The 26,965-nt window shown below is 67.0% G+C and carries 24 protein-coding genes and 1 tRNA gene; 7 read left to right on the top strand and 18 right to left on the bottom strand.

Annotated features, from left to right (window positions below; translation table 11 throughout):
* Positions 1-3: 3 nt before the first annotated feature.
* The 5 genes from G6N33_RS19940 to G6N33_RS19920 form a co-directional block, all read right to left on the bottom strand.
* Positions 4-1,743, bottom strand: coding sequence for an ABC transporter ATP-binding protein (locus tag G6N33_RS19940; RefSeq protein ID WP_101528551.1), 1,740 nt, complete (start codon positions 1,741-1,743; stop codon positions 4-6).
* On the bottom strand, positions 1,740-4,373 hold the full coding sequence (locus tag G6N33_RS19935; RefSeq protein WP_044507291.1) for an ABC transporter ATP-binding protein/permease: 2,634 nt from the start codon (positions 4,371-4,373) through the stop codon (positions 1,740-1,742). Before G6N33_RS19935 ends, G6N33_RS19940 begins: the two co-directional genes overlap by 4 nt.
* Before the next feature lie 126 nt (positions 4,374-4,499).
* Complete coding sequence (locus G6N33_RS19930) at positions 4,500-5,732, bottom strand: fatty acid desaturase family protein (protein ID WP_044507292.1); 1,233 nt, start codon at positions 5,730-5,732, stop codon at positions 4,500-4,502.
* Positions 5,733-5,742: 10 nt separating this feature from the next.
* The gene (locus G6N33_RS19925) at positions 5,743-6,870 is read right to left on the bottom strand and encodes a ferredoxin reductase (RefSeq protein WP_044507294.1); all 1,128 of its coding nucleotides are present in this window, start codon (positions 6,868-6,870) and stop codon (positions 5,743-5,745) included.
* A gap of 125 nt (positions 6,871-6,995) precedes the next feature.
* Positions 6,996-7,077 (bottom strand) — tRNA-Leu (locus G6N33_RS19920).
* An 85-nt stretch (positions 7,078-7,162) separates the two neighbouring features.
* On the opposite strand from G6N33_RS19920, the gene G6N33_RS19915 reads away from it, so the two are divergent.
* The gene (locus tag G6N33_RS19915) at positions 7,163-7,795 is read left to right on the top strand and encodes a GNAT family N-acetyltransferase (protein ID WP_044507296.1); all 633 of its coding nucleotides are present in this window, start codon (positions 7,163-7,165) and stop codon (positions 7,793-7,795) included.
* Here the strand turns inward: G6N33_RS19915 and mbtN are convergent.
* The 3 genes from mbtN to G6N33_RS19900 are packed head-to-tail and all read right to left on the bottom strand — an operon-like array spanning position 7,762 to position 10,748.
* Entirely contained in the window at positions 7,762-8,910 is a 1,149-nt protein-coding gene (gene mbtN / locus G6N33_RS19910) for a mycobactin biosynthesis acyl-ACP dehydrogenase MbtN (protein WP_101528570.1), read from the bottom strand. The two genes, G6N33_RS19915 and mbtN, sit on opposite strands and share 34 nt — an antisense overlap.
* A gap of 22 nt (positions 8,911-8,932) precedes the next feature.
* Complete coding sequence (gene mbtM / locus G6N33_RS19905) at positions 8,933-10,504, bottom strand: long-chain-fatty acid--ACP ligase MbtM (protein ID WP_044507298.1); 1,572 nt, start codon at positions 10,502-10,504, stop codon at positions 8,933-8,935.
* Positions 10,497-10,748, bottom strand: a complete 252-nt coding sequence (locus G6N33_RS19900; RefSeq protein ID WP_044507300.1) for an acyl carrier protein — start codon at positions 10,746-10,748, stop codon at positions 10,497-10,499. Before G6N33_RS19900 ends, mbtM begins: the two co-directional genes overlap by 8 nt.
* Before the next feature lie 125 nt (positions 10,749-10,873).
* Between G6N33_RS19900 and G6N33_RS19895 the strand changes: the two genes are divergently transcribed.
* Together G6N33_RS19895 and G6N33_RS19890 are read left to right on the top strand one after the other, a co-directional pair.
* Entirely contained in the window at positions 10,874-11,266 is a 393-nt protein-coding gene (locus tag G6N33_RS19895; protein WP_101528550.1) for a hypothetical protein, read from the top strand.
* The gene (locus G6N33_RS19890; protein WP_044507302.1) at positions 11,263-11,601 is read left to right on the top strand and encodes a DUF3817 domain-containing protein; all 339 of its coding nucleotides are present in this window, start codon (positions 11,263-11,265) and stop codon (positions 11,599-11,601) included. Before G6N33_RS19895 ends, G6N33_RS19890 begins: the two co-directional genes overlap by 4 nt.
* On the opposite strand, the gene rdgB is transcribed toward G6N33_RS19890, so the two are convergent.
* Complete coding sequence (gene rdgB / locus G6N33_RS19885; protein ID WP_044512155.1) at positions 11,598-12,212, bottom strand: RdgB/HAM1 family non-canonical purine NTP pyrophosphatase; 615 nt, start codon at positions 12,210-12,212, stop codon at positions 11,598-11,600. The two genes, G6N33_RS19890 and rdgB, sit on opposite strands and share 4 nt — an antisense overlap.
* A 100-nt stretch (positions 12,213-12,312) precedes the next feature.
* Here rdgB and G6N33_RS19880 point away from each other — a divergent pair, with 100 nt between their 5' ends.
* On the top strand, positions 12,313-12,747 hold the full coding sequence (locus G6N33_RS19880; RefSeq protein ID WP_044507303.1) for a nitroreductase family deazaflavin-dependent oxidoreductase: 435 nt from the start codon (positions 12,313-12,315) through the stop codon (positions 12,745-12,747).
* 84 nt (positions 12,748-12,831) lie between these two features.
* Here the strand turns inward: G6N33_RS19880 and rph are convergent, their stop codons facing one another.
* The 8 genes from rph to clpS all read right to left on the bottom strand — a co-directional run bounded on the left by rph (position 12,832) and on the right by clpS (position 18,551).
* Positions 12,832-13,611: a ribonuclease PH gene (gene rph / locus G6N33_RS19875; RefSeq protein WP_044507304.1), complete on the bottom strand. Its 780-nt coding sequence runs from the start codon at positions 13,609-13,611 to the stop codon at positions 12,832-12,834.
* Between the two features lie 55 nt (positions 13,612-13,666).
* Positions 13,667-14,452, bottom strand: a complete 786-nt coding sequence (locus G6N33_RS19870) for a cyclic nucleotide-degrading phosphodiesterase (RefSeq protein WP_044507306.1) — start codon at positions 14,450-14,452, stop codon at positions 13,667-13,669.
* 71 nt (positions 14,453-14,523) lie between these two features.
* Positions 14,524-15,339 carry a glutamate racemase gene (murI, locus tag G6N33_RS19865; protein ID WP_044507307.1) on the bottom strand — a complete coding sequence of 272 codons (816 nt, stop codon included), beginning with the start codon at positions 15,337-15,339 and terminating at the stop codon, positions 14,524-14,526.
* Positions 15,336-16,013 (bottom strand): rhomboid family intramembrane serine protease, encoded by a 678-nt coding sequence (locus G6N33_RS19860; protein ID WP_044507309.1) that lies wholly within the window; start codon positions 16,011-16,013, stop codon positions 15,336-15,338. Before G6N33_RS19860 ends, murI begins: the two co-directional genes overlap by 4 nt.
* A gap of 177 nt (positions 16,014-16,190) precedes the next feature.
* Positions 16,191-16,571 (bottom strand): Mov34/MPN/PAD-1 family protein, encoded by a 381-nt coding sequence (locus G6N33_RS19855; protein ID WP_231382661.1) that lies wholly within the window; start codon positions 16,569-16,571, stop codon positions 16,191-16,193.
* 34 nt (positions 16,572-16,605) lie between these two features.
* A complete protein-coding gene (locus G6N33_RS19850; RefSeq protein ID WP_044507311.1) occupies positions 16,606-17,637 on the bottom strand; it encodes a P1 family peptidase in 1,032 nt (343 codons plus the stop codon).
* A complete protein-coding gene (gene aosR / locus G6N33_RS19845) occupies positions 17,634-18,221 on the bottom strand; it encodes an oxidative stress transcriptional regulator AosR (protein WP_044507314.1) in 588 nt (195 codons plus the stop codon). The genes G6N33_RS19850 and aosR overlap by 4 nt, the downstream gene beginning before the upstream one ends.
* Before the next feature lie 24 nt (positions 18,222-18,245).
* Complete coding sequence (gene clpS / locus G6N33_RS19840) at positions 18,246-18,551, bottom strand: ATP-dependent Clp protease adapter ClpS (protein WP_044507316.1); 306 nt, start codon at positions 18,549-18,551, stop codon at positions 18,246-18,248.
* Positions 18,552-18,606: 55 nt separating this feature from the next.
* Between clpS and G6N33_RS19835 the strand changes: the two genes are divergently transcribed.
* Together G6N33_RS19835 and G6N33_RS19830 are read left to right on the top strand one after the other, a co-directional pair.
* Complete coding sequence (locus G6N33_RS19835) at positions 18,607-19,914, top strand: nicotinate phosphoribosyltransferase (RefSeq protein WP_101528548.1); 1,308 nt, start codon at positions 18,607-18,609, stop codon at positions 19,912-19,914.
* Between the two features lie 101 nt (positions 19,915-20,015).
* Positions 20,016-22,010, top strand: a complete 1,995-nt coding sequence (locus G6N33_RS19830) for an ATP-dependent DNA helicase (RefSeq protein WP_044507321.1) — start codon at positions 20,016-20,018, stop codon at positions 22,008-22,010.
* A gap of 1 nt (position 22,011) precedes the next feature.
* Here G6N33_RS19830 and glgP read toward each other — a convergent pair whose 3' ends face one another.
* Positions 22,012-24,627 carry an alpha-glucan family phosphorylase gene (glgP, locus tag G6N33_RS19825; protein ID WP_044507323.1) on the bottom strand — a complete coding sequence of 872 codons (2,616 nt, stop codon included), beginning with the start codon at positions 24,625-24,627 and terminating at the stop codon, positions 22,012-22,014.
* A 229-nt stretch (positions 24,628-24,856) separates the two neighbouring features.
* On the opposite strand from glgP, the gene G6N33_RS19820 reads away from it, so the two are divergent.
* Positions 24,857-26,947 (top strand): alpha-1,4-glucan--maltose-1-phosphate maltosyltransferase, encoded by a 2,091-nt coding sequence (locus G6N33_RS19820; protein ID WP_231382439.1) that lies wholly within the window; start codon positions 24,857-24,859, stop codon positions 26,945-26,947.
* Positions 26,948-26,965 lie beyond the last annotated feature (18 nt).

Raw genomic sequence — 26,965 nt, 5'->3', positions numbered from 1 at the left:
GGCCTATTCGACGGCGAGGTGCCAGTCCGCGGCCTCGCGTTGCTGCCGCCAGAACTCGCTGAAACGGCCACCGGCGGCCAGTAATTCATCGATCGACCCGTCCTCGACGACCCGTCCGTCGTCGAGGAACAGGACGCGGTCGGCGTGCCTGATGCTGGCCAATCGATGGGCCACGATGACGCGGGTGCGGGCCCGTGGGTCGGCCGTCAGCGCGTCTACCACAGCAACCTCGTTCTCGGTGTCCAGGGCACTGGTGGCCTCGTCGACCAGCAGCACGGGAGCCGGTTTGAGCAGCGCCCGCGCGATGCTGACCCGTTGCCGCTCACCGCCGGATAGGGCCGAGCCCGCCTCGCCGACGACCGTGTCGGCGCCACCGGGCAACCGAGCGATCAGCTCGTCCACCCGGGCCAGGGCGACCGCCCGACCGAACTGATCCTCGCCGGCCGTGGGGTTCCCGGCGAAGATGTTGTCGCGGATCGTGCCGTGGAAGAGATAGGGGTGCTGGAAGACGACGCTGCTGGTTGCCAAGCGTGCATCGGCGCTCAGCGTGGTGGTATCGACGCCGTCGATGACGACGCGGCCGCGAGTCGGTTGGTGCAGGCCGGCGATGAGCGCCAAGATGGTGCTCTTTCCGGAGCCGGACGGCCCGACGATCGCGGTCGTGGTACCGGGCTGCAGTGCGAAGCTGACGCCGTTGAGCACCGGTGTGCCGGCGCCGTCGTAACCGAAGGCGACGTCCTCGAACTCGATGCGGGCGGGGCCCGGGGTGCCGGGCAGAGCCGCGGATCCGGACACCACCGCGGGTGCGGTGAGCACGCCGCGGATCCGGTCGAGCGTGGCGCGGGTGCTCTCCAGCGCCGGCGCCAGCTCGCTGACGGTGGTGAACGGCTCGAGGTAGCGCACGATCACCACGATCAGGGCGACCGCCTCGGCCACCGTGAACGTGCCGTGCACGGTCAGCACGGCGGTGGTTCCCGCGAGCGCGATCAGGGCGAGTTGGCTGGCGATGCTGAACAACAGCTGGCCGGGAATCTGCATGGCGAGCAGCCGCATGGTCGCGGTGTGCTGCGCGGCCAGGGCAGCGCCGACCATGCTGCGGGCCGGCTCGACGCGGCGCGCGGCGCGCAGCGCTTGCTGGGTCCGCGCGAACTCGATAATCCGCTCGGTCATCGCGGTGTTGGCCGCACCGGCAGCCGCATCCGCACGCCGCGTCAAACGCAGTGCGGCCCACAAGGCGCCGAGCAGCAGCGGCACGCCGGCCAACGCCGCGACGCCCAGCTGCCAGGAAATGGGCAGCAGCGCCAGGGCGATGACCGCGGGCAACAGCACCGCGGTCATCAGCGGCGTCAGCAGGTTGACCACCAGGCCGACCAGCTCGGGACCGGTCGCGGCGATGGCCTGGCGTGACATCGCGGTGTTGTCGGAGGTGAACCAGTCCAGCCGGACGGCCGGAAGACGTTCTGCCACATCGTGCTGCGAGTGATCCAGCACCGCGAAACCGAGCTCAAAGCCCATCCGCGCGGTCAATGCGTCGACGCCCCATCCGGCCACAGTCGCGACCGTGAGCCAGCCCAGCCAAACCAGTGCGCGGTGCGGTGTCGCACTGAACAGCGCTCCCACCAGCGGGACGAGCAAGACCGCGCCCACGGCGCGGATGACGACCGATACGACCGCGAGCACTGCGTAGCCGTTGACCTTGGCGCGCCGGTCCGGCGGAACGAGGCTCATCCAGGTGCGGATCATCGCGGGCCCTCCGGCGCCGCTCCGGTGACCGCGACGGGCTTGGCCTGTCCGGTGTCCCACAACCGGCGATATCGTCCGTCGGCGGCAAGCAATTCCTCGTGGGTGCCCCGTTCGACGATGCGGCCGGAATCGAGCACCACGATTTGGTCGGCCCGGGTGATGGTGTGCAGCCGGTGTGCGATCACCAGCACGGTCCGGTCCCGAGTCAGTCGATTAAGCGCTTGTTGCACAAGGTATTCCGATTCAGGATCGGCGAATGCCGTGGCCTCGTCCAGGATCAGGATCGCGGTGTCGGCAAGGATGGCGCGGGCGATGGTAAGACGCTGCCGCTCTCCCCCCGACAGCGCGGCTGCGGCGCCCAGCATCGTGTCGTAGCCGTTCGGCAGCCTCAGCACCCGGTCATGAATCTGCGCCTGGCGCGCGGCGGCCTGAATCTGTTCGAGGGTGGCGTCCGGGACCGCCAGCGCGATGTTCTCCGCGACCGTGCCATGCACGAGCTGGGTCTCTTGCAGCACGAACCCGACCCGGGAGTAGAGCTCATCGGCGGTCAGCGACCGGATATCTTGTCCCCCAACATAAATAGCGCCATGCTCCACATCGTGGAACCGGGCCAGCAGCGCCGCCAGCGTCGACTTGCCGGATCCGGACGGGCCGACGAGCGCGGTCACCGTGCCGGGGTGCAACTCCAATGAGACGTCCTCAATCACCGGTACGCCCGCGCGATAGCTAAATCCCACGCGGTCGAACACGACCGCGGCCGCGGCACCGGGGTCGGATGGCCGCTCGTGCACCGCGAGTTCTCGTTCGTCGAGCGCGATTTGCAGACGCCGGGCGGCCAACAGGCCGCTGCGGATGCCGCCGACTCCGTAGGCGATCCCGAGCAGCCGAACCCCGAATGTCGTGCCCAGCAACAAGAATGGCAGCAGGTTGACCGGGTCCATCCGGTGCGAGACGACCAGCAGGGTGCCGGCGAGTGTGATCAGCCACAGGAAGGTGGCTGGGCGGGTGGCCAGATCCATCGCGGCCTTCTTGCCGGCCAGCGGTCGCTGCCAGGCCACCAGAAAACCGATGTACTCGTCCAACCGCCGACGGAAGTTGGACGCCGCGGCACCCCCGAAGACCCGGATCACGGGTTGACCCTCAAGGTAGGCACCGGCTTCGCCGTTCATGCGTTCGGCCCAGCGCTGCGCCTGCACGATGCGGGGGCCGGATTGAATCGTCAAGGCCGAGGTCATCACGAGATAGACCAACACCGGACCGAAGAGGACTAACGCCACGCGCCAGTCGACGGTAAACAAGTAGACCAGCACCGCAACCGGGGCGACGACCGCGTTGACCGCGTCGGGGATCGCGTGGGTGACCAGATAGTGCAACGAGAGGGTGTCATCGGTCAGCAGCTGCTTGATCGAGCCCGATCCGCGGGCAGTGAACCACCCCAGAGGCAGGCGAGACATCTTGCTCAGCAGCCGCGAACGCAGATCACGCGCGAAGCGTGCGTCGGTGACGTGCAGCCACAGCGTCAGGGCGGCGCCGAGCACCGTGCCCACCCCCAGCAGCGAGACCGCGGCGATACCGACCTGCCATAGCCGGGCCGCGTCGGCACCGGACACCAGCAACCGGGCCAATTCCACCAACAGCACGAACGGCGCCAGCTGCACCAGCGTGATCACGGCCTGCAGCACACCGGAAACGATCAGCGCCGACCGCAGCGGCGCGAGCAGCCGGCCGGCGGCCCGAGCGCTCCAGCTACCGCGGTTAGCGGACACTTCGGCAGCCCCTGCAGGTGCCGTGACGAGCACATCGGGCTGGGCCGCAATGGTTTCCGCGGTTTCCGCGACGACCAACGCGGCCGGCACCTGCGCCTCGGTGGGATCCGCATCACCGCCGCGGGTGGTGCCCATCTCGCGGCCGGCGCTCCAATACGCTTGTGCGTGGACCTCGGACTTGGGGAACCCGAACGCATCGCGCAAGCGCTTGCGGACGTTCTTCAGGGTGGACGCCTCGGGGGTCGCCCAGGCATACCAGTCCGACCAGTCCCGCGCCTCGATCGCCTCGGCCAGGGACTTGTCGTCGCGGCGGCGGACCCAGTGCACGCGCAGCCGGCGATGCTGAGCGATCGGGATCGACGTGTCGTTGTCGTCGTGCTGTTCGAGGTACATCTCGATCGGGACGTCGTCGGGAACCGTGCCGATGATTCCGTTCATCCCCGGTATCGAGGCCGAGTCGCCGATCAGCAGGTAGCCGGCCGGTTGCTCGTCGGGCCGATCGAATCGCGAGGCGCCCATCAGCGACATCACCGCGATCGTGGCGCCGGGTTCGACGGTGCGTGCCCAGCTCGACGCCGGACCGGCGGGTTCATGCAGCACGACGTCGATCGCGAAACGGCCGGTGGGCACATCGGCCTCGGAGATCGTGTAGGCCCGCTGGAACTCAGTGTCCGACCCCCGCGGATCGGGAAACCAGAACCGCAGCCAGGCGGCGGGCTCGGCCTCGGCATCTTCGAACAGCGTCGCCGATGTCATCCGGATCCGCACGAAATGCGGCGCGATCCGCTCGGTTTCGAGCACCGTTGCGACGTGGTCGCGCGCCCCGAACCCGCGCAATATCGCGCCCTGGAACCCGCGTGGCATCAGCGGTCCTCTCCCGCGGCGGGGAGCTCCCGCCACGACCTCGACCCGAACTAAGGGTTGCCTTACCATAGCTGACTGGCAACACCGGTCGAAGTCGCGGGTGCGCAACCGCGCGGTGTGGATTCGTCAGGCCGCGCGGCGACCCGCGTGCAATTCGCGTAACGCGGTCCGTAGGCCCCGTCGTTTGCCGGTCACCGGATCGACGAGTCTGTCGCGCAGGCCTTCGCGCACCCGGAACTTCAGCTCCGAACGCGTCTCCGGGGCATCGTCGGGTGTCGCGGTGAGTAGCTGATCCGGCAGGGCGAGTTTCAGGATCGTCCAAAACGACTGGAAATATTGGCGACCGAGAGAGCCCGTCGTGTAGGGCAGGTCATACTTTTCGCACAGCGCGCGTACCCGCACGGCAATCTCGGCGTAACGATTGCTGGGCAGGTCGGGAAAAAGATGGTGTTCGATCTGATAGCACAGGTTGCCGCTAATGAAGGCCATCACCGGCCCGGCGTTGAAATTGGCCGATCCGAGCATCTGGCGTAGGTACCACTCCCCCGGCGTTTCGTTCTCGAATTCCTCGACGGTGAACTTTTCGGCGCCGTCCGGGAAATGACCACAGAAGATCACCATGTACGCCCAGTAATTGCGGATCAGATTGGCCGTCAGGTTGGCCTTCAACGTGTGCTTCCAGTTACGGCCCGTCAACGCGGGAAACACCAGGTAATCCTTGCCGGCCTGCTTGGCGACCTTGGTGCCGATGACGCGCAGATCTTTGCGCGCTTCGGCCCAGGTCTTCTCTTTCTTCCGAAGCTTTTTCGATTCGATGTGGTGCAGCGCAACGCCCCACTCGAACAGCGTGCCGAGCAACAAGTTGTAGATGGGGTTGCCCAAATAGTATGGCTCCCAGGGCTCGTCACGAGTGACACGCATGATTCCATACCCGACGTCGGCGTCGAGGTTGACCACGTTGGTGTACTTGTGGTGCACAAAGTTGTGGGAATGCTTCCACTGAGCGGTCGGGCAGGTGGTGTCCCATTCCCACTCGGTGGAGTGGATCTCCGGATCGTTCATCCAGTCCCATTGACCGTGCGTGATGTTGTGCCCCAGCTCCATGTTCTCGATGATCTTGGCCATCGCGAGCATCGAAGTTCCGGCGATCCACGCCAGCCGATTTCGGCTGCCAAACAGGGCAATTCGACCGCCGGCGGCCAGCGCCCGCTGCAACGTGATGGCGCGGCGGATATACCGGGCGTCACGCTCTCCGCGCGATTCCTCGATGTCGGCTCGGATCGCGTCGAGTTCGTGGGCGAGCTGCTCGATGTCTTCGGTGCTCAGATGGGCGTATGCCTTGATGTCGGTGATGGCCACCGGTTCCCCCTCAGATCTTGATGGTGCAGTCTCCAGCTGCCGTGGAGATGCAGGTTTGAATACGGTCGCCCTCGCGATGTTCGGTCCCGGAACGAAAATCGCGGACGTACCCAGACTCCAACGGCAGTACGCAGGTCTGGCAGATGCCCATGCGGCATCCGAACGGCATCTGGATGCCGACCTTCTCCCCGGCCTCCAAAAGGGATGTGGCACCGTCGATCTCGATGGTCTTATCCGATATCGCGAAGCGAACAGTGCCGCCCTCGCCGCCCTTGTCCGTCGCCGCGATGGTGAAACGTTCCATGTGCAGCTGGTGAGCGCGACCCGCGTCCTTCCACACCCGCTCGACGGCGTCGAGCAGGGCGGGAGGTCCGCATGCCCAGGTGGGGCGGTCCTGCCAGTCGACGACGATGTCGGCGAGGCCGTCGAAATCGAGGTGGCCCGCGGTTTCGGTGAGGTGCAGATGAAGGCGATAGCCGGGCTGACTTGTTTCCAGCTCGCGCAGCTCATCATGGAAAATCACGTCGTCGGTAGTGGGCGCGGAGTGAATGTGCACGACGTCGGCAGCGTGTCCCCGGGAATTCAGGGTGCGCAGCATGGCCATCACCGGTGTGATTCCGCTGCCTGCGGTGAGGAACAGGATCTTCGCCGGCGGCGGGTCGGGCAGCGCGAATTCGCCCTTTGGCGTGGCCAATCGGACGATCGTGCCCGGCTGCACCCCGTTGACGAGGTGGGTGGACAGAAAGCCCTCCGGGGTGGCCTTGACGGTAATCGTGATGTTTTTGTTGTCACGCCGCGGAACGGAGGTCAGCGAGTAAGACCTCCAGTGCCAGCGGCCGTCGATCCGCAGTCCAATGCCGACGTATTGGCCCGCCCGGTACTGCCGGGAGAAACCCCAACCGGGTTTGATCGTCACGGTCGCCGAATCAGCGGTCTCGGGGCGCACGTCGACGATCAGACCGCGCAGCTCCCGGGCCGACCACAACGGATTGAGCATCTTGAGGTAGTCGTCGGGCAACAGTGGAGTCGTCGCCCGCGCAGCCAGCCCACGGGGCACGTTGACCCAGGATTTGGCGGCGGTGACACCTTTGGTCGGCGCCTTCGTCCATCGGGTCAAGGTGTGTAGCGCAGAACTCATCGTTCGTCCCAGCAATCTGGTCGGAGTTGCCACGGCCGGCCGACGCGCGGCTCCTCGTCGGCTACCCCGGCGCTACCGTTCGCTAAACACTCGTTCGCTGAGCGGGCCCGTAGCCCGCTGCTGAGTGCGCAAGGGGGGACTCGAACCCCCACGTCCGAAGACACTGGAACCTAAATCCAGCGCGTCTACCAATTCCGCCACTCGCGCCTGGGCCCTGCGATCTTAACGCCACGGCGGCTGGACCGGCTCTCGGCGCGGGAGAGCTCCGATGACCGGGTAAGGTCAGCAAACGATGAACGGAGCAGCGAGCAGTCGCGCCGACGGCACATCGACTCACGTCCTGAAGCGCGAACGAAACGATCTACCCGACAATATTCGCCTCGTCGGCCGCCTTCCGGTCCCCGTGCTGGACCCGCCCTACGCCATGCGAGCGGCGGTGAGCGACGACGCAGAAATGGTGTCGGAGTGGATGAATCGCCCCCACCTGGCCGAGGCGTGGGAGTACGCCTGGCCCGTCGCACGCTGGCGTCAACACATCGATGCGCAGCTCGAAGGGACCTATTCGTTGCCGTTGATCGCCACCGTGCGCGGCACGCAGTGCGCCTACCTAGAGATCTACTGGGCAGCAAAGGACATGATCTCGCGGCACTATCATGCCGAACCGTACGACATTGGGCTGCACGCGGCGATAGCGGACCTGACGCTGGTCAACCGCGGGCTGGGCCCGCGGCTCTTGCCGCTGATCGTGGCGAGCGTGTTCGCCCAGGAGCCGCGCTGCAGGCGGATCATGTTCGACCCTGATCACCGCAACACCACTGTCCGCCGGTTATGCGACTACGTCGGGTGCCGCTGCCTGGGTGAGCACGAGGCGCCGAACCGCCGCATGGTGCTCTACGCGTTGGAGCGCGCCACCCAGTCCTCGTAGCCGGCGTGGTCGGCCTTCATCCCGGCCGCCACCAACTCCCACAGCACCTCGTCAGTGCCGCCGCCCACCCGGGCCAGCTTCATGTCCCGCCACACGCTACCGAGCGGTGTCTCGTCCACGAGATAGCCCGAGCCGCCGAAGATATGCATGCACTCGCCGACCACTTCTTCGCCCAGCCGAGCCGCCGAGACCTTGATCCCCGCGGCCGCACGCAGATCCAATCGGCCTTGGGCGGCGATGCCGTGCAGGGCATAGCGCAACTGGTCGACGCGGGCTTGCAGGTCGGCCATCCGCAGTCGTAACGCCTGGTGCTCAAACAGCGTCTGACCGAATTGACGCCGAATCATCATGCGGGCCAGGGTGATACCGATCACCCGCTGACACGACGACGCCACCTGGCCGGCGATGGACATCCGCTCGTGGGCCAGTCCCCAACTGATGGCGGCCAAGCCGGTACCCGCCCGCGCGACCAACGCACCGGCCGGCACCCAGGAGTCGATATGGACCGCGGCGGTGTCCAGCGGTCCCGCACCCACCTTGTTGTAGGGCTGCTGCACGTCGACATCAGTGGTGGGGACCGCCACCACCACGACGTTGCCGTGCCGGCTGGAGGCGTCATGATCGACGCTGCGGGCCACCACCAGGATGTGATCGGCGATAGGTGAAAGCGATACGAACTTCTTGATACCGCGGACGTGGTAACCGTCGCCACGCGAGCGGACCTCGGTTTCGACGATTTGTAAGTCCGAGCCGCCGGATTCTTCAGAGGCGCCGACGCACAGCACCGCCTCACCGCGAATCGCTTCCTCGCAAAGGTCCTTCAGGTAATCCGACTTGCCGAATCGGCGCAGCACGGCGATGGCCGAATCGTGCAGGCTTACCCCGACTCCGATCCCGGCGGACGCCAGGTGACCCAACGCGAGCGCGAGCTCGACGAGCTTGCCAACGTCGGGCTCGGTCTGGTTCGCCCACTTGGCCGCGAAGACACCGCCGGCGCCTAGGTACTCGATCAGTTTTCGCGGGAACCGTTGCTGCGCTTCGGCTTCCGCGGTCCATTTGGTGACGCGCTCGTCGAAGACCTCGGTGAGCAGAGCGCGGTAATCCGCGTCGAAGATGGGTTGGCCCGTCGTGGTCACGTCAGTCCACCAGCTCGAGTGAACGCCGAACCTCCAGACGCCGCAGTTTGCCCGAGGAGGTGCGCGGCAGCGATCCCGGGGACATGAAGACCACGTCGGCCGGCACGATCCCGCACACCGACGCGATGCGCTGAATCATCTCGGTGCGGGCCTCGGTCTCGTTGTCGCCGCGGAACTCCGCCGCGACGACCAGGCCCGGGCGGGCGGAGCGGGCACCGGTGCCCAGGGCCACCACCCCGCCTTGCCGGACACCATCGACCTGGGCCGCGACCAATTCGATCTCAGTAGGAAAAATGTTGCGTCCGGCAATCGAGATGATCTCCTTGGCCCGGCCGCACACCACCAGGCCGCCGCCGTCAAAGAACCCCAAATCCCCAGTGGGAAACCAGTTCTCACGATCGATCGGTGCGTGCCCGAGGTAGCCGTCCATCATCGACGTGCCGTGGATCTCGATCTCGCCAATCTCGCGATCGGTCTTGGCGTAGCGATCATCGGCCACCACCCGGATCGCCATGCCGGGGATCGCGTCGCCGAGTACCGCGTATTCGTGCGGACCGCTGCCGTCCACGACGGTGGCAAACCGCAGTCCCGCGCCGGGGGCGGGCAACGCTACCGCGCAGGTGGATTCGGCGAGACCGTAACACGGTGCCAACGCGCCTGCGGCAAGCCCGAACGGTGCCATCGCTTCGGCGAATCGTCCAAATCCCTTGCAATCGACCGGTTCTCCACCGTTGATCGCCACCCGCAGGGCACCAAGGTCGACGTCGGACACCAGCGACGCATACTTGCCGAGGATGTTGTAGGCGAGGTTGGGTGCGGCGGTTACCGTCGCGCGGCTGGCCGAGAGCCACTTCAGCCAATTGAACGGCGACGCGGAGAAGGCCGCCGGTGACGACAGCCACAGCGGCATGCCCAGCAACGCTGGCGCCAGCACACACGTCAGTCCCATGTCGTGAAACAGCGGCAGCCAGGAGCAGAGGACATCGCCGGACGCGTCGAACCCGAACCGTTGCGAAAGGCCGCGCATGTTGCTGAGCACGGCGCCCGCCGACAGCATCGCGGTCTTCGGTGATCCCGTCGATCCCGCCGTGCCCTGCAGAATGGCGTGGTTGGCGGTTTCGGCTTGAGGCAGACCCGATGCCGATCGGGTGGTGGCGGCGGCAGCTCCCAGGTCTTCGACCGTAATACCAAGGGGTGCGACTGATTTAAGGCTTTCCAGGTGCGATCCGTGGCTCAGCACGGCGGTAACGCCGAGTCCGCCGAACCGGGCGAGCGTCGAGCTGGCCCACTGGCGTAGGTCGGCGCCGCGGACCGGTCCGGGCAGGATCGAAATTCCCGCGCCGGTGAGCCACGTGCCCTGGATCGCGGCGATGAACTCGATGGTGGGCTCACCCACCAGACCGACGGCGGTGGGCCGATCGTGGTCGAGCAGCCACGCCGCGATTCCTTCGGCAAGCCCGTGTACCTCCGGCCACGGGCGTCGTTGCCAGTCGGCGGTCTGACGGTCGAAGACGGCCAAGTCGGCGGTGGCGGTCAGCATCGACCGCGTCATTGCCGCGGCGAGTTCACTCATTGCGGGATTTCGCCGCGATGGCAGCATCCAGATCGCCGACGGTGTCGCAGGCTAGTAGCTCTTCTTCAGACAGCACCACGCCGAGGCGTTCTTCGATCGCGACCATCCCGACAGCAAATGCCACCGAGTCGAGTCCGACATCATCGATCAGCCGCGCCTGGGGGCTCACCCGGCTCATATCGACGTTGAGGTCGTCACGCAAAATATTCTGCAGCGCAGCGGTCACCGCGGTAGAGGATGCCATGGCGATCGACCATACACGTTGTCAGTAAGGCTAGGCTAGCCTACCTCCATTCGCCTCCAGAGAATTGGGCGTGGACGCACCCGGCGCCGGTGTCAGCGGTCGAGTCCTCGCGGTACCGTCGAGGGGTGTCCAACCAGCAGCACGATCGGCGCCATCACCGGCCCGCGCTGATCGTGTTGGCGGTCGTCGCGGCCTGCGGTTGTCTGGCCCTCGGCTGGTGGCAATGGACCCGATTTCAGTCGCCATCCGGCACCTTCCAGAACCTCGGCTATGCCTTGCAGTGGCCCCTGTTCGCGTGGTTTTGCCTCTACGCCTACCGCAACTTCGTCCGCTACGAACACGCGCCGCCGCCGCCGCGTCACGCCGGCGCGGCCACCGAAATTCCGGCCGGCCTACTTCCCGAACGACCCAAACCCGCGCCGCAATCGTCCGATGACCCCGCACTGCGGGAGTACAACGCCTACCTGGCCCAGCTGGCCGCCGCAGATTCCGAAAAACAGAACAGGACCACCGCATGACCACACCCGAGCCCCCCGGCGCGGTATCGGCCGACCGGATCCGCCCCGCCCTTCTCGGCTACCGGATCATGGCGTGGACGACGGGTCTGTGGCTGATCGCCCTGTGCTACGAGATCGTTGTGCACCTGGTGTTCCATCACGAGATCCGGTGGATCGAGGTGGTGCACGGCTGGGTGTATTTCGTCTATGTCCTCACGGCCTTCAATGTGGCGATCAAGGTGCGCTGGCCGATCGGCAAGACGATCGGTGTATTGCTGGCCGGCACCATCCCGTTGGCGGGCATCATCGTTGAGCACTTCCAGAGCAAGGACATCAAGGCCCGGTTCGGGCTTTAGGTGCAGGCCAGCTCGCGCAGTGCGGGCAACAGCAGAGCCAGCGCGCGGCCGCGGTGTGAGGCCGCGTCCTTCTCCTGCGGACTCAGTTCCGCCGCGGTGCGGGCCCTGAATTCCGGGCCGTCGGGAAGGAAAACGGGGTCGTAGCCGAACCCGCCGTCACCGCGCGGCTGCCGGGTGATCGCGCCCGGCCACTGGCCGCGCACGACCGTCTCCCCGTTCGCCGACACCAGCGCGCAAGCCGACACGAACGCCGCGGCGCGTCGCTCATCGGGCACATCCCGCAATTGAGCCAGCAGCAGTGCGATGTTGGCGGCATCGTCGCCGTGGACACCCGCCCAGCGCGCCGACAGCACGCCCGGCATGCCGTTGAGCGCGGCCACTTCCAAACCCGAGTCGTCGGCCAGCGTGGCCAAGCCGGTCGCGGCGAACGCATCTCGCGCTTTGGCCAACGCGTTGTCCTCGAACGTCGCTCCGGTTTCGGGCGCCTCGTCGAAGGGCGCCACGTCGTTGAGCGACACCAGCGTTAGTGCCGACAAGCCGGCGCCGTCCAGCACCCGGCGCAGTTCGGCAAGCTTCTTGGGATTGCGGCTGGCGACCAGTAGCCGGGTCACCGATTGGTCCAACGACTCATACGTCCCCGTTCATTCGATACCTGGCCCCGCTCCGCGCGGCGTCGGGAATGCCACCGAATGCCGAGATGTTCTGGCGCTCATGACGCAAACAGCATTCAGCACCACCGATTGGGTGCGCGAACACACCGAACGAATTCTGGCACAAGGCACCACGGAAGGGATCGGTGAAGGCGACGAGAGAACCAAGAACCGGCCGATCGTCCTGTTCACCGTGACCGGAGCAAAGACGGGCCTGAAGCGGTATGTCCCGCTGATGCGAGTCGAGCACAACGGGCATTACGCGATGATCGGCTCTACCGGCGGAGCGCCCAAGGACCCGGCCTGGGTCGCCAACCTACGAGCCAACCCCGAGGTCTCGGTGCAGGACGGCGATCGGGTCTTCGAAGGCAGGGCCCGTGAGGTCGTCGGGGCCGAGCGAGAAACGTGGTGGCGCCGGGGAGTTGCGGCCTACCCGCACTACACGACGCTGCAGTCGCTCACCGAGCGGGAGATTCCGGTCTTCGTCGTCGAGTGACCGTGGAGTGACCGTGGAGTGACCGTGGATTGACTGTAGCCGTAACATGTTGCTGCCCAGGGGTCTTCGCGATCCCTGGGTGCATCAGCTACCGAAGGCCTTCGAGGCAGGCGGTCCATCGGGAAGCACACCCGGGTACGGCAGCTCCAGCGCCGCGCGCTGCGCGGCGAACAGGGTGTCGCACGCACCGAGCGCCATGTCGAGCAGCTTGTCCAGCGTCGAGCGCGGGAACGTCGCACCCTCGCCGGTGCCCTGGACCTCAACCAGCGTTCCAGTGTCGGTGGCGACGACGTTCATGTCGACCTCGGCGCGCGAGTCCTCCTCGTAGGGCAGATCCACCCGGATCCTGCCGTCGACGACGCCCACGCTGACCGCCGCGATGGCGCACGACAACGGTCTCGGGTCCGACAACTTACCCGCCGCCGACAGGTAAGTCACCGCGTCGGCCAGTGCCACGTAGGCACCGGTGATCGCCGCGGTGCGGGTGCCGCCGTCGGCCTGCAATACATCACAGTCGACAGCAATTGTGTTCTCTCCCAACGCCGCAAGGTCGATGCACGCGCGCAGCGACCGGCCGACCAGCCGGCTGATCTCTTGGGTGCGGCCCGACAACCGACCCTTCACCGACTCCCGGTCGGACCGGGTGTGGGTGGCCGACGGCAGCATCGCGTATTCCGCGGTCAGCCAGCCCAGTCCCGATCCCTTGCGCCAGCGCGGCACGCCTTCAGTGACGCTCGCGGTGCACAGGACCTTGGTTTGGCCGAATGCGATCAGCACCGAGCCGGCGGGGTTTTCGGTGAAGCCGCGGGTAATGACTACCGGACGAAGCTCGTCGTCGTTGCGACCGTCTTCTCGTTTTGACACCCAATCACCCTAGCCACCCCAGCCCGACGGGTTTCAGAGCAGCGGGCCAGTCGAATCAGACTCGTTCGGAATGCCGCACATCGAACGTCTCGCCGCACACCACCGCGTGCACCGGGCCGTCGAACTCGGCCTTGGCCTCGCTGATCACATCCTCGCGCGAGGTCCACGGCGGGATATGGGTGAGCAACAGCTCCCGAACGCCCGCCGCCGCCGCGGTCTGGCCGGCTTCGGTGCCCGACAAGTGCAGTGCGGGTGGGCGGTCCGGGGCGTGCGTCCAGGACGCCTCGCACAAAAACACGTCGGCGTCGCGCGCCAAGTCGACGAGCTGATCACAGACTCCGGTGTCGCCGCTGTAGACGAAGGAGGCCCCGCTGGAATCGGTGATGCGCAAGCCGTAGGACTCGGTGGGGTGTGCCACCACCCGCGGCGTCACGGTCAGCGAGCCAATGGTGACCGGCTCGCCGTCAACCCAGTGGCGGACATCGAAGATGTCCGAGCAATCGTCGATTTCGCCGCCGTAGGGCGACGACGCGGCGCCCAGCCGAGACCAGGTGTCGCTCGGGCCGTACAGCATTGCCTTGCCGAGCGGACGGGCCGACGGATGGTAGCGCCGCCAAACAAACAGCCCCGGCATATCCAGGCAGTGATCGGCGTGCAAATGAGACAGCAGCACATGCACCGAAGCCGGGTCGGCGTAGCGCTGTAAAGCCCCTAGCACACCCCCGCCGAAGTCGAGAACCAGAGGCGGAGTGTCCGCGGCGCGAAGCAAATATCCCGACGCAGGCGAATCCGGACCCACCACGCTGCCCGAGCAGCCGAGCACGGTTATTCGCACGGACACTACTGTGCCATGCCCGGAACCCCCATGAGAAAAACATTGACGCATTGATGTGATGAGAATCTCCCCACCGACTAGCCGATGGGTGAGTGATGCACCGGCCGAACGCCGCTAACGGCAGGCCCCAGGAACCGCGCCGCCAACTTCGTGAAGCCCTCGGGGTCCCCAGTAGCTTCGAAGACGCGCGTCGCGGGCGCGGCGTCGTGGGGCCGCAGCAAATCCCGCTCGGTCAGCACTCGGAGCACTTCCTTCGCCGTTTCCTCGGCACTCGAGACCAGCGTCACATTGTCGCCCATCGCCAGCTGAATCAACCCGGAGAGCAGCGGATAGTGCGTGCATCCGAGCACCAGCGTGTCGACCTGAGCCCGCTGCAGCGGCTCGAGGTACCCCTCGGCCAGCCCCAGCACTTGGCGTCCGCTGGTGACGCCCCGCTCCACGAAGTCGACAAAGCGCGGACAGGCCACGGCCGTGATCTCGGTGTCCCGGGCGGCGGCGAACGCGTCCTGGTAGGCGTGCGAGGCGATGGTCGCCTGGGTGCCAATGACGCCGATGCGGCCGCTGCGGGTGGTGGCCACCGCGCGACGCACGGCGGGCAGGATCACCTCGACGACGGGCACGTCATAACGTTCGCGTGCATCGCGCAGGCACGCCGCCGAGGCCGTGTTGCAGGCGATCACCAGCGCCTTGACACCCCGTCCGACCAGGTCGTCGCCGATGGCCAGGGCATGCGCGCGGACCTCGGGGATACTGAGCGGGCCGTAGGGGCCGTTTCCGGTGTCGCCGACGTAGACGATGTCCTCGTCGGGGAGTTGATCGATGATCGCGCGGGCCACCGTCAGCCCGCCGACGCCGGAGTCGAAAACCCCGACGGGCGACAATGGTGAGCTCATGTTTTCGGGTGCGACGAACGGACCGTCGTCTTGCGTTCGCGAGCCTTGCGCTCCGGGCCGGACAACACGTACGCCGCGACCACACCGGCGATTGCGCCGCACAGGTGCCCCTGCCAGGACACCCCGGGGGTACCGGGCAGCATGCCGAGCAGGACACCGCCATAGATGAACAACACGATGATGCCGACGAGAATCTCCCACAGCTTGCGAGTGAAGAATCCGAACACGATCAGGAACGCCAGCCAGCCGAAGATGAGCCCCGAGGCCCCGATGTGGTTGGTCTCGCAATGCGCGCCGACGTACGGGCAATGCGCGCCGACATTGCCGATCAGCCAGGTACCAAAGCCGCCGAGGATCCAGACGATGGCCGAGGCGAAGATGAACCGGGACAAGCCGGCGAGGGTCATCAGAAATCCGAGAATCAGGGCCGGAACGGTATTGGCGATCAAGTGATCCCAGTTCGCGTGGAGCAGCGGCGCCACCAGGATGCCCCACAGGCCATCGGTCTCCAGGGGTCGGATGCCGTTGGAGTCGAGGCGATGATTGGTCAGGCTGTCCCACAGCTCGATGACCCACAGCAGCACGACGAAGCTGACCACCGTGAGCCCGCCGACCATCCAGCCGGGCCGCTTCTTCGGCGCCGGCACGGCGGGGTATCCGCTCGCCCTGCTCATGCCCACAATCGTCTTTCTAATGTCCTTCTAATGTCCTTTAATGTCCTTCTACTGCCCTTCTCACGCGTTCTCTCAGCATCGTCCAGGCTACCGGCATATGTGCCGGTAGACGGGTATTCCAGCCGGCGTCGGCAACCACGGAGACGGTGCCGGTCGCCAGTGCGTTCCGCGGCGAGCTCAATACTGCTCGACGATGGCGATGGGCTCTTCGACGACCTCACCGTCGACGATGCGGTAGCTACGCACTTCGTCGCGCTCCGGATCACGAGTGGACAGCAACACGTAGTGTGCGGCCGGTTCGCCGGCCAACTGCACGTCGGTGCGGCTCGGGTAGGCCTCGGTCGCAGTGTGGGAGTGGTAGATGACGACCGGCACCTCGGCGGCGTCGTCGAGGGTGCGCCACACGCGAAGCTGTTCCTGGGCGTCGAAGCGGAAAAACGTCGGTGAGCATTCCGCGTTGGTCATCGGAATGTGTCGTTCGGGACGATCGGAGCCCTCGGCGCCGGCCAGAATGCCGCACGCCTCCTCCGGATGGTCGCGACGCGCGTGCGCCACCATGGCGTCGACCAGATCGGCTCGGATCACCAGCACGTCAGCCGCTTCCCCGCCCGAACGCGCCGGGCACCGCGCCCCGGTAGGTCGGTATGCCGGCGATCGACTCGGCCGCCAGCACGCCGGCCAGTGTGGCTCGTGCCAGACAGTCGGCGGCGGCGGCGCCCACGTCAGCGACCAGTCGGGTCTCCGGGGACATCCCGGCAGGGAGGTCCGCCGGCGGTGGTACCTCGACGGCGCCGGTGGACAGCGCGAAGATCGTGTCGCCGTCCAGCGGAGTGTGCGCGGGCCGGATGGCACGCGCCAGCCCGTCGTGCCCGGCGATCGCCACCCGCCGGCACGCCGGGGCGCTCAGCGCCGCATCGGTGGCCACCACCGCGATGGTGGTGTTGAGGGGTTGCGGGTCTCGCCGCAGCTGCCCGAGGGCGTCGATCTGATCGCGCGGCGGCGGCGTCAATCCGAACTCCCCCACCAAGTCCGTCATCCACGGCAGACCGGTGGTCGAGTCGACGACGTCGCCGACGCAGTTCACCGCGACGACGGCGCCGACGGTGACACCCGTGGGCAGGGTGGTCGACGACGTCCCGACGCCGCCCTTGAGCACGCCGGCGCGCGCTCCCACCCCCACGCCGACCGTGCCGACTGCCACCTCAGTGCCAGCGGTCTCACAGGCCGCGTAACCGAACTCCGCGGTCGGTCGGCAATCCCAGCCGCCCACCGGCAGGTCGAAAATCACCGCGGCCGGCACGATGGGCACCACGCCCCCGTTCATCGCCAGGCCGTGCTCGTGCTCCTCCAGCCAGCGCATAACGCCGTCGGCGGCCGCCAGCCCGTAGGCGCTGCCGCCGGCGAGCACCACCGCGTCGATGTACCGCACCGTATTGGCGGGGTCGAGCACATCGGTCTCGCGGGTGCCGGGCGCGCCGCCGCGGCAATCCACCGCGCCGACGGTGCCCGGCGGTGCCAGCACGACGGTGACCCCGGTCGCCCATCCGGCGCCCAGCGCCGCCTCGGGATCCAGCCGCTGGTAGTGGCCGACCCGGATGCCGCCGACGTCGGTGAGCGCGGTCATCCGACGGGCTTATTCATCAACGCCAAGACCAGATACTCCTGCAGCACGGTCAGCCACTGGTATACGTCGAAGTGGGTGGCCATCGGATGATCGTCGGGCAGTCGTTCCGGTCCGTCCGGACCGATGTCCAGCATGACGCCTAGTGCCAGCCGAATGTCGTTGACCGACGACACCCAGGCGTTCGCCTGGTCTTCGGTCAGCTCGAATCGGCCGCCGCTTCCTGGCACGGTGTCCAATAGTTCTTGTGCCGCATTGCGTTTGGCGTCGATGATCTTCGGTTCGTGCAGGTTGCGCAGTGCGGCGTTGAGACCTTCGGGCAGTTCGGTCCCCGAGCCGGCGACATCCTCGGGTCGAGAGAAATCGGGCAGCAGCCGACGCAGTGTCGGGTCGGTTGGCGGCTCGGAGTTTCCGGTCTTCATTCCGGTGATCTCTTCGAGTTCATCTGTCGGCGAAGAGGATTCGCGCTCGTCGAGCAAACCGATCATCGCGGTGACGAGATTGTTCAGCAGGTCTGCCTCATGCGGGGCCAACGCAGAACGGAAACGCGGGCCGTCGGCCGTGTCGACCCGTTTCCATTTGCGCACAAGACTTCCCGGTGTCCTCAAACCTCATCGGTCTTGCTGCAAGGTCGCCCAGAGACCGGCGGCATGCAGCTTGGATACGTCGGCCTCCATCGATTCCCGGCTTCCGGCCGACACCACCGCCTTGCCTTCGTTGTGCACCTGCAGCATCAATTTGGTGGCGTGCGGCTCGCTGTAGCCGAACAGCTTCTGGAAGACATATGTCACATAGGTCATCAAATTGACCGGGTCGTCCCAGACGACGGTGACCCACGGACTGGCCGTGACCTCTACCGGAGAGGACTCACGTTGCCCGGTCGTCCCGGGTTTGGTGGGTGCTGACGCAACAGCCATGAACTCCAGGATAGCGAGAGATCGGTGGTGCACCCCCAGACGTTACCGTTGCGGAATGGACGAGCCGGCGTTCGTGGGGCTGTTGACCGACAAGTACGAGTTGACGATGCTGGCCGCGGCGCTGCGCGACGGCACCGCCGAACGCCGGACCACGTTCGAACTCTTCGCGCGACGGCTTCCCGAAGGCCGGCGCTATGGCGTGGTGGCGGGAACCGGACGTTTGCTGGAAGCGTTGCCGCAGTTCAGGTTCGACGACGCGGCCGGCCAGTTGCTGGCCCGTTTTCTGGATCCCGACACGGTTCGTTTTCTGCGCGACTTTCGGTTCCGCGGCGATATCGACGGCTACGCCGAGGGCGAGCTGTATTTCCCGGGTTCTCCGGTGCTGACGGTGCGTGGCAGCTTTGCCGAATGTGTGGTGCTCGAAACGCTGGCGTTGTCGATCTTCAATCACGACTCGGCCATCGCGTCGGCTGCGGCACGCATGGTCAGTGCGGCCGACGGACGACCGCTGATCGAGATGGGCTCGCGGCGGACCCACGAACGCGCCGCCGTCGCCGCGGCCCGCGCGGCCTATATCGCCGGCTTCGCCGCGTCATCCAACCTCGAGGCACAGCGACGCTATCGAGTGCCGGCCGAAGGCACCGCCGCACACGCCTTCACCATGCTGCACACCGGTGACGATGGACCCGACGAACTGGCCGCGTTTCGGGCGCAGGTCGACGCGTTCGGTGTGGGGACCACGCTGCTGGTGGACACCTACGACGTGACGATCGGTGTGTCCAACGCGGTGGCGGCCGCAGGGGTGACGCTGGGAGCGGTGCGGCTGGATTCCGGCGAGCTCGGCGTGCTGGCCCGTCAAGTGCGTGAACAACTCGACCGGCTGGGCGCCACCGGCACCCGCATCGTGGTCTCCGGCGACCTCGACGAATTTTCCATCGCCGCGCTGCGCGCCGAGCCGGTGGACAGTTACGGCGCCGGCACCGCCGTGGTGACCGGGTCGGGCGCCCCGACCGCGGGCATGGTGTACAAGCTGGTGGAAGTCGACGGCATCCCGGTGCAGAAGCGCAGCAGCCACAAGGAGTCTCAGGGCGGTCACAAAGAGGCGCTGCGGCTGTCCCGACCCACCGGCACGATCACCGAGGAGGTGGTGCACCCGGCCGGCCGGCCGCCGCCGACCAGCGAACCGTCGCGGGTGCTCACCACACCGCTGGTCCGCGACGGCGAAGTCGTGACCGAGACGGGCCACGCGGCGCTGACCGCCGCGCGGGAGCTGGTGGCCGCCGGGCTGCACGCCCTTCCGTGGGAGGGGCTGAAACTGGCGCACGGCGAGCCCGCGATTCCGACCGTCCATATCCCGGTCTGATGCCTCGATTCGACTAACTTGGAACCACCCGACATCCAGCCGAATCCAGGCCGAATCAAGGAGTCATCACGCCGGACGCGACCGACGCGGATCTCAAGCCCGTGCCCGAGCTGCTGGCCATAGCGGTCGCGGCGCTCGGTGGCAGCGAACGCCGCGGCCAGCAGGAGATGGCCGCCGCGGTCGCGCGCGCGTTCGAAACCGGTGAGCACCTCGCCGTCCAGGCCGGCACCGGAACCGGCAAGTCGTTGGCGTACCTGATCCCCGCGATCGTGCACGCGATCACCGACGAGTCGCCGGTGGTGGTATCGACGGCAACGATCGCCTTGCAGCGCCAACTCGTCGACCGAGACCTGCCGCGGTTGGCCGATTCGCTTGCCGATGCGCTGCCGCGCCGGCCGCGCTTCGCGTTGCTCAAGGGACGACGAAACTATGTGTGCTTGAACAAGATCCACAACGGCGCCGGTGCCGACCCGGATATCGACGGCGATCGCCCACAGGAGGAGCTCTTCAATCCGATGGCCGCCAGCGCATTGGGCCGCGACGTGCAACGGCTCACGGCCTGGGCCTCGACCACCGACTCGGGCGACCGCGACGACCTCAAACCCGGTGTGCCAGAGCGGTCCTGGGCGCAGGTCAGCGTGTCCGCGCGGGAATGCCTGGGCGTCTCCCGCTGCCCGTTCGGCTCGGAGTGCTTCTCCGAGCGAGCCCGCAGCCGGGCCGGTGTCGCCGATATCGTCGTGACCAATCACGCCCTGCTGGCCATCGATGCCGTCGCCGAGTCGACGGTGCTGCCCGAACATTCGCTACTGGTTGTCGACGAGGCGCACGAGTTGGTCGACCGGGTGACCTCGGTGGCCACCGCGGAGTTGACGGCGGCGAGCTTGGGTGTCGCCACCCGGCGCATCACCCGGCTGGTGAATCCGGAGCTCGTCACGCGACTGGAAGCGACGACCGCCAACTTCGCCGCGGCCATCCACGACGCCGCACCCGGGCGCATCGATCGGCTCGACGACGAAATGGCGACCTACCTGACCGCGCTGCGCGACGTGGCCAGCGCGGCGCGCTCCGACGTCGACACCACCAGCGACGCCAAGGCGGCCGCTGCACGCGCGGAAGCCATTGCGGCCCTTACCGAAATCACCGACACGGCGTCGCGGATGCTGACGTCGTTCGGGCCCGCCATCCCCGATCGCACCGACGTGGTCTGGCTCGAGCATGAGGACAATCGAGGTTCGCCGCGGCCCGTGCTGCGGGTGGCGCCGCTGACCGTGGCCGGCCTGCTGCGCCACCACGTGTTCTCGCGGTCCACGACCGTGTTGACCTCGGCCACCCTGACGGTTGGTGGATCGTTCGACGCGATGGCCACGGCCTGGGGCCTGACCGGACCGGACGACACCATCGAGTACCCGTCCTGGCGCGGGCTCGACGTCGGTTCGCCCTTCCAGCACGCCAAGGCGGGAATCTTGTACGTGGCCGCGCATCTTCCCCCGCCGGGCCGCGACGGGACCGGGTCGGCCGAGCAGCTGACCGAGATCGCCGAATTGATCACCGCGGCCGGCGGCCGCACGCTGGGGCTGTTCTCGTCGATGCGCGCTGCGCGGGCCGCGGCCGAGGCCATGCGCGAGCGGCTGTCCACGCCGGTGCTGTGTCAGGGCGACGACAGCACCTCGGCGTTAGTGGAGCAGTTCAGCGACGACCCGGAGACCTCGCTGTTCGGCACACTGTCGCTGTGGCAGGGCGTCGACGTGCCCGGCCCGTCGCTGTCGCTGGTGCTGATCGACCGGATCCCCTTCCCGCGGCCCGACGACCCGCTGTTGGGTGCGCGGTCACGCGCGGTGGCGGCGCGCGGGGGCAACGGTTTCATGGCCGTCGCGGCCAGCCATGCGGCGCTGTTGCTGGCCCAAGGGTCGGGGAGGCTGCTGCGCCGGGTGACCGACCGCGGCGTGGTGGCGGTGCTGGACTCGCGGATGGTCACCGCCGGCTACGGCGGCTACCTGCGCGCGTCGCTGCCGCCGTTCTGGCAGACCACCGACGCCGCGCAGGTCCGGGGCGCGCTGCAGCGGCTGCGGACCGCACCCGACGAGGTGACGGCCTGACCTACCGGGCGAGGGTGACCAGCCCGAGTTCGTTGGGTGCGGCCAGCATCGGGTGATTCGGCAGTACCCGCACGGTGTATCCGACCGCGCCGGCGACCGGCAGGGAGGTCGTCGTCGAGAAGACCTGATTGCCGCCGTCGGCGGCGCCCGTGTACGACATTTCGACGGTGACCGGGTCGATCAGGGCGTCGCCGGCATCGACCTTGCCGACCACGGCCTCCACCGTGACCTCGTCGGGCGCCAATCCGTCCAGTTGCACAGTGGCCGTCAGGGTGAGCTTGGAGCCGAGCACCGGGGTATCGGGCAGCCCCGTGGAATCGACGTCGGTGATCTGCACGTTGGGCCATGCCCGTTCGGCGCGCCGCCGGTAGGCGGCGAGCTCGCGCGCCGCCGAGAACGGACCGTCGCCCGCGTCGGCAATGGTGGTACGCAGGGATTGGGCCGCCGGCGCGTAGTACTGCTCGACGTAGTCGCGCACCATCCGGGAGGCCAGCACCTTCGGCCCGAGCGTCTGCAGCGTGTGGCGCACCATTTCGATCCAGCGGGGTGGCACGCCCTGTTCGTTGCGCTCATAGAACTTCGGTGCGACCGCCTGCTCGAGCAGGCCGTACAGGGCGCTGGACTCCAGCTCGTCGCGCCGGGCCTCGTCGCTGACGCCGTCGGCCGACGGTATGGCCCAACCGTTTTCGCCGTCGTACCACTCGTCCCACCAGCCGTCGCGGATGGATAGGTTCAGCCCACCATTGAGTGCGCTCTTCATTCCCGACGTGCCACAGGCCTCCAGCGGCCGCAGCGGGTTGTTGAGCCAAACGTCGCAACCCCAATACAGCAGCCGGGCCATGGACATGTCGTAGTCGGGCAGGAACGCGATGCGGTGGCGGACCTCGGGCCGGTCCGCGAATCGCACCACCTGCTGGATCAAGGCTTTGCCGCCGTCGTCGGCGGGGTGTGACTTCCCGGCCACGATCAGCTGGATGGGCCGTTCCTCATCCAGGAGCAGTTGTTCCAGGCGGGCCGGGTCAGTGAGCATCAACGTCAATCGCTTGTACGTCGGCACCCGGCGCGCAAACCCGACGGTCAGCACGTTGGGGTCGAATGCCGTTGCAATCCAACCCAATTCAGCTTCCGATGCGCCACGTTCGAGCCATGAGCGGCGCAACCGGCGCCGAACGTCGTCGACCAGGAGCGAGCGCAGCTGTGATCGGATCGCCCACAGATGCCGGGCGTCGACCTCGCGCAGGCGCAGCCACACACCGGGATCGCTGAACGCCGCGTCGTCCGGTCCGACCAGCTCGCGACCCAGCTGCAACCACTGCGGCGCCGCCCAGGTTCGCGCGTGCACGCCGTTGGTGATCGAACCGATGGGCACCTCGGCGCGGTCGAATCCCGGCCACAGCTCGTTGAACATGGCTCGACTCACCCGGCCGTGCAGCAGCGAAACACCGTTCGCCCGTTGCGCCAGCCGCAGTCCCATGTGCGCCATGTTGAATTTGGTCGGATCATCCTCGGCGCCGAGCGCGAGCACCCGTTCGATCGGCAGGCCCGGCAGCAACGCCGGCATCCGCTCCGCGGGGTCCTCGCCCAGATGGTCGTCGAAGTAGAGCCGCACCATGTCGACCGGGAAACGGTCGATGCCGGCCGGCACCGGGGTGTGGGTGGTGAATACCGTGCTGGACCGCACCACGGTCAGGGCGGTCTCGAAATCCAGGTCCGTGTTGGTGATCAGCTCCCGGACGCGTTCCAGGCCGAGGAACCCAGCGTGCCCCTCGTTCATGTGGAACACCTCGGGGTCCGGCAGGCCTTCGATGGCGGTAAACGCGCGAATCGCCCGCACCCCGCCGATGCCGGCCAAGATCTCCTGCCGCATCCGGTGTTCCTGGTCACCGCCGTACAACCGGTCGGTGACGCTGCGCAGGTCGTGTTCGTTCTCTGGGACATCGGAATCCAGCAACAGCAGCGGAACCCGCCCCACTTGGGCGACCCAAATCCGCGCCGACAGGCGCGACGAGTCGGGCAACGTCAGCTCCACCAACGCGGGCGCCCCGGCGGCGTTGGTGAGCAGCCGCAGCGGCAGCCCCTGCGGGTCCAGCGCGGGATAGGTCTCGTTCTGCCAGCCTTCCGCGGTAAGCGATTGCCGAAAGTAGCCGGACCGGTAGTAAAGCCCGACCGCGATCAGCGGCACGCCCAGATCGGACGCCGACTTGAGGTGGTCACCGGCCAGGATGCCCAGGCCGCCCGAATAGTTGGGCAGCACCTCGGCCACGCCGAACTCCATCGAGAAGTACGCGATTCCGGTCGGCAGCGCGGCGCCGGCCTGCTGCTGTTGCTGGTACCACCGCGGACGGCTCAGATAGTCGTTGAGGTCGGCGGACAATTCGTCGAGCCAGCGCAGGAAGTCGTCGTCGATTGCCAGCTCGTCGAGGCGAGCGGGATTGACCGCTCCCAGCAGCGCCACCGGATCGTTGCCGCAATTCGCCCACAAATCGGGATCGATGCTGGCGAACAGGTCCTGCGTCGGCTTGTCCCAAGACCATCGCAGATTGATGGACAACTGGTCGAGTGCGGCGAGCCGTTCCGGCAGGTGGGCACGGACGGTAAAGCGACGGAGGGCTTTCACGCATGACTACCTTACTGCGGATCGCTGAGCTCGCATCCGGCGTCGACCGTTCGCCATCGGTTGAGTGTGACCGGCCACTAGGGTGGGTACGGGTAGATATCGGGGCCGCAAAGACGCTTCGCCCCTACAGGAATTTCCCCACGAGACGAAGTTTCTCCAGACGAAAGGCACGCCGCCTGCAGCACTATCCGCGGTTTGCCCACACATAATCGGACGGAACGGAGTGGTGGTGCCCGGTCGTGTCGAGATCGATGACGTCCAGCCCGTAGTCTCCTGCGGCGCGTACCCCGCTAAGGCGGTGGTAGGCGAAACGGTGCCGGTACGAGCCGCAGTATGGCGCGAAGGGCACGATGCCGTCGCGGCCACGCTGGTGGTTCGCTACCTGGGTCCGCGCTATCCGCAGGTCACCGACATCCAGCGCATCACCGCGGTGCAGGCGCCCGAAAAGCTGGCGTCCCCGCCCGAGCCGAAGTCGACCGAACGGGTCAAACCGCTGCAACTGCCGATGACGATGGGCCTGGAGCCCTACGTCTTTCACGGACAGTTCACCCCCGACCGCGTCGGGCTGTGGAGCTTTCGGGTGGACGGCTGGGGCGACCCGATTCACACCTGGCGGCACGGCCTGGTCGCCAAATTGGATGCCGGTCAGGGCGAAAAGGAACTCAGCAACGACCTGCTGGTGGGCGCGGATCTGTTCGAACGCGCCGCGACCGGGGTGCCGCGGACCAGCCGTGAGCCCCTGCTGGCGGCAGCCGCGGCGTTGCGGGAGCCCGGAGATCCGGTGACGCGGACCGCGCTGGCGCTGGCACCGGACATCGAGGAGTTGCTGGCCGCCTACCCGCTGCGCGACATCGTCACCCGCGGCGCGCAGCACGGAGTGTGGGTCGACCGACCGCTGGCCCGCTTCGGCGCCTGGTATGAGCTGTTTCCGCGATCAACCGGCGGCTGGGACGCCGACGGCAAACCGGTGCACGGCACCTTCGCGACGGCCGCGGCGCAGCTTCCGCGCATCGCCGACATGGGATTCGACGTGGTGTACCTCCCTCCGATCCATCCGATCGGCAAGGTGCACCGCAAGGGACGCAACAACTCCCCTACCGCTGCGCCCGGAGACGTGGGGTCGCCCTGGGCGATCGGCAGTGACGAGGGCGGCCACGACGCCGTTCACCCGGAGCTCGGCACCATCGACGACTTCGACAACTTCGTGACCGCCGCGCGCGAGCTGGGGCTGGAGGTCGCGTTGGACCTGGCGCTGCAGTGCGCCCCGGATCACCCGTGGGCGCGCGACCATCGGGAGTGGTTCACCGAGTTGCCGGACGGCACCATCGCCTATGCGGAGAACCCGCCGAAGAAATATCAGGACATTTATCCGCTCAACTTCGACAACGATCCGGCCGGCCTGTACGACGAAGTGCTGCGGGTCGTCCGGCACTGGATTGACCACGGCGTCAAGTTCTTTCGGGTGGACAATCCCCACACCAAGCCGCCCAACTTCTGGGCGTGGCTGATCGGCCAGGTCAAGGACATCGACCCCGACGTACTCTTTCTGTCCGAGGCGTTCACTCCGCCAGCGCGCCAGTACGGCCTGGCCAAGCTCGGTTTCACCCAGTCGTACAGCTACTTCACCTGGCGCACCGCCAAGTGGGAGCTCACCGAGTTCGGCAACGACATCGCCGCCCTCGCCGACTTTCGGCGCCCAAACCTGTTTGTGAACACCCCGGACATCTTGCACGCGATCCTGCAGCACAACGGCCCCGGAATGTTCGCCATTCGTGCGGTGCTCGCCGCGACGATGGGGCCGGCCTGGGGTGTTTACTCGGGCTACGAGCTGTTCGAGCACCGCGCGGTACGGGAGGGCAGCGAGGAATACCTCGACTCGGAGAAGTACGAACTCCGCCCGCGCGATTTCGCGGGTGCCCTCGCAGAGGGCAGGTCACTCGAGCCGTTCATCAAGCAGCTCAACCTGATTCGTCGGGTACATCCCGCGCTGCAACAGCTGCGCACCATCCACTTCCACGACGTCGACAATGACGCGCTGCTGGCTTACAGCAAGTTCGATCCGGCCACCGGGGACTGCGTGCTGGTGGTGGTGACGCTGAACGCGTTCGGGCCCGAGGAAGCGACGCTGTGGTTAGACATGGCGGCATTGGGTATGGAGCCCTATGAGCGATTTTGGGTGCGCGATGAGATTACGGGCCAGGAATTTCAGTGGGGGCAGTCAAATTACATCCGCCTCGACCCCGGACAGGCGGTCGCCCACATCATCAACATGCCTCTCATCCCGCAGGAGTCTCGAGACACGTTGCTGCGCAGGAGGTAAGAGGGCCCGAAAGGGGAA

Origin of the sequence: Mycobacterium simiae (assembly GCF_010727605.1) — a bacterium.
Lineage (GTDB): Bacteria > Actinomycetota > Actinomycetes > Mycobacteriales > Mycobacteriaceae > Mycobacterium > Mycobacterium simiae.
The sequence above is the reverse complement of the archived record's forward strand: the minus strand, read 5'-3'. Positions and strand labels throughout refer to the sequence as shown.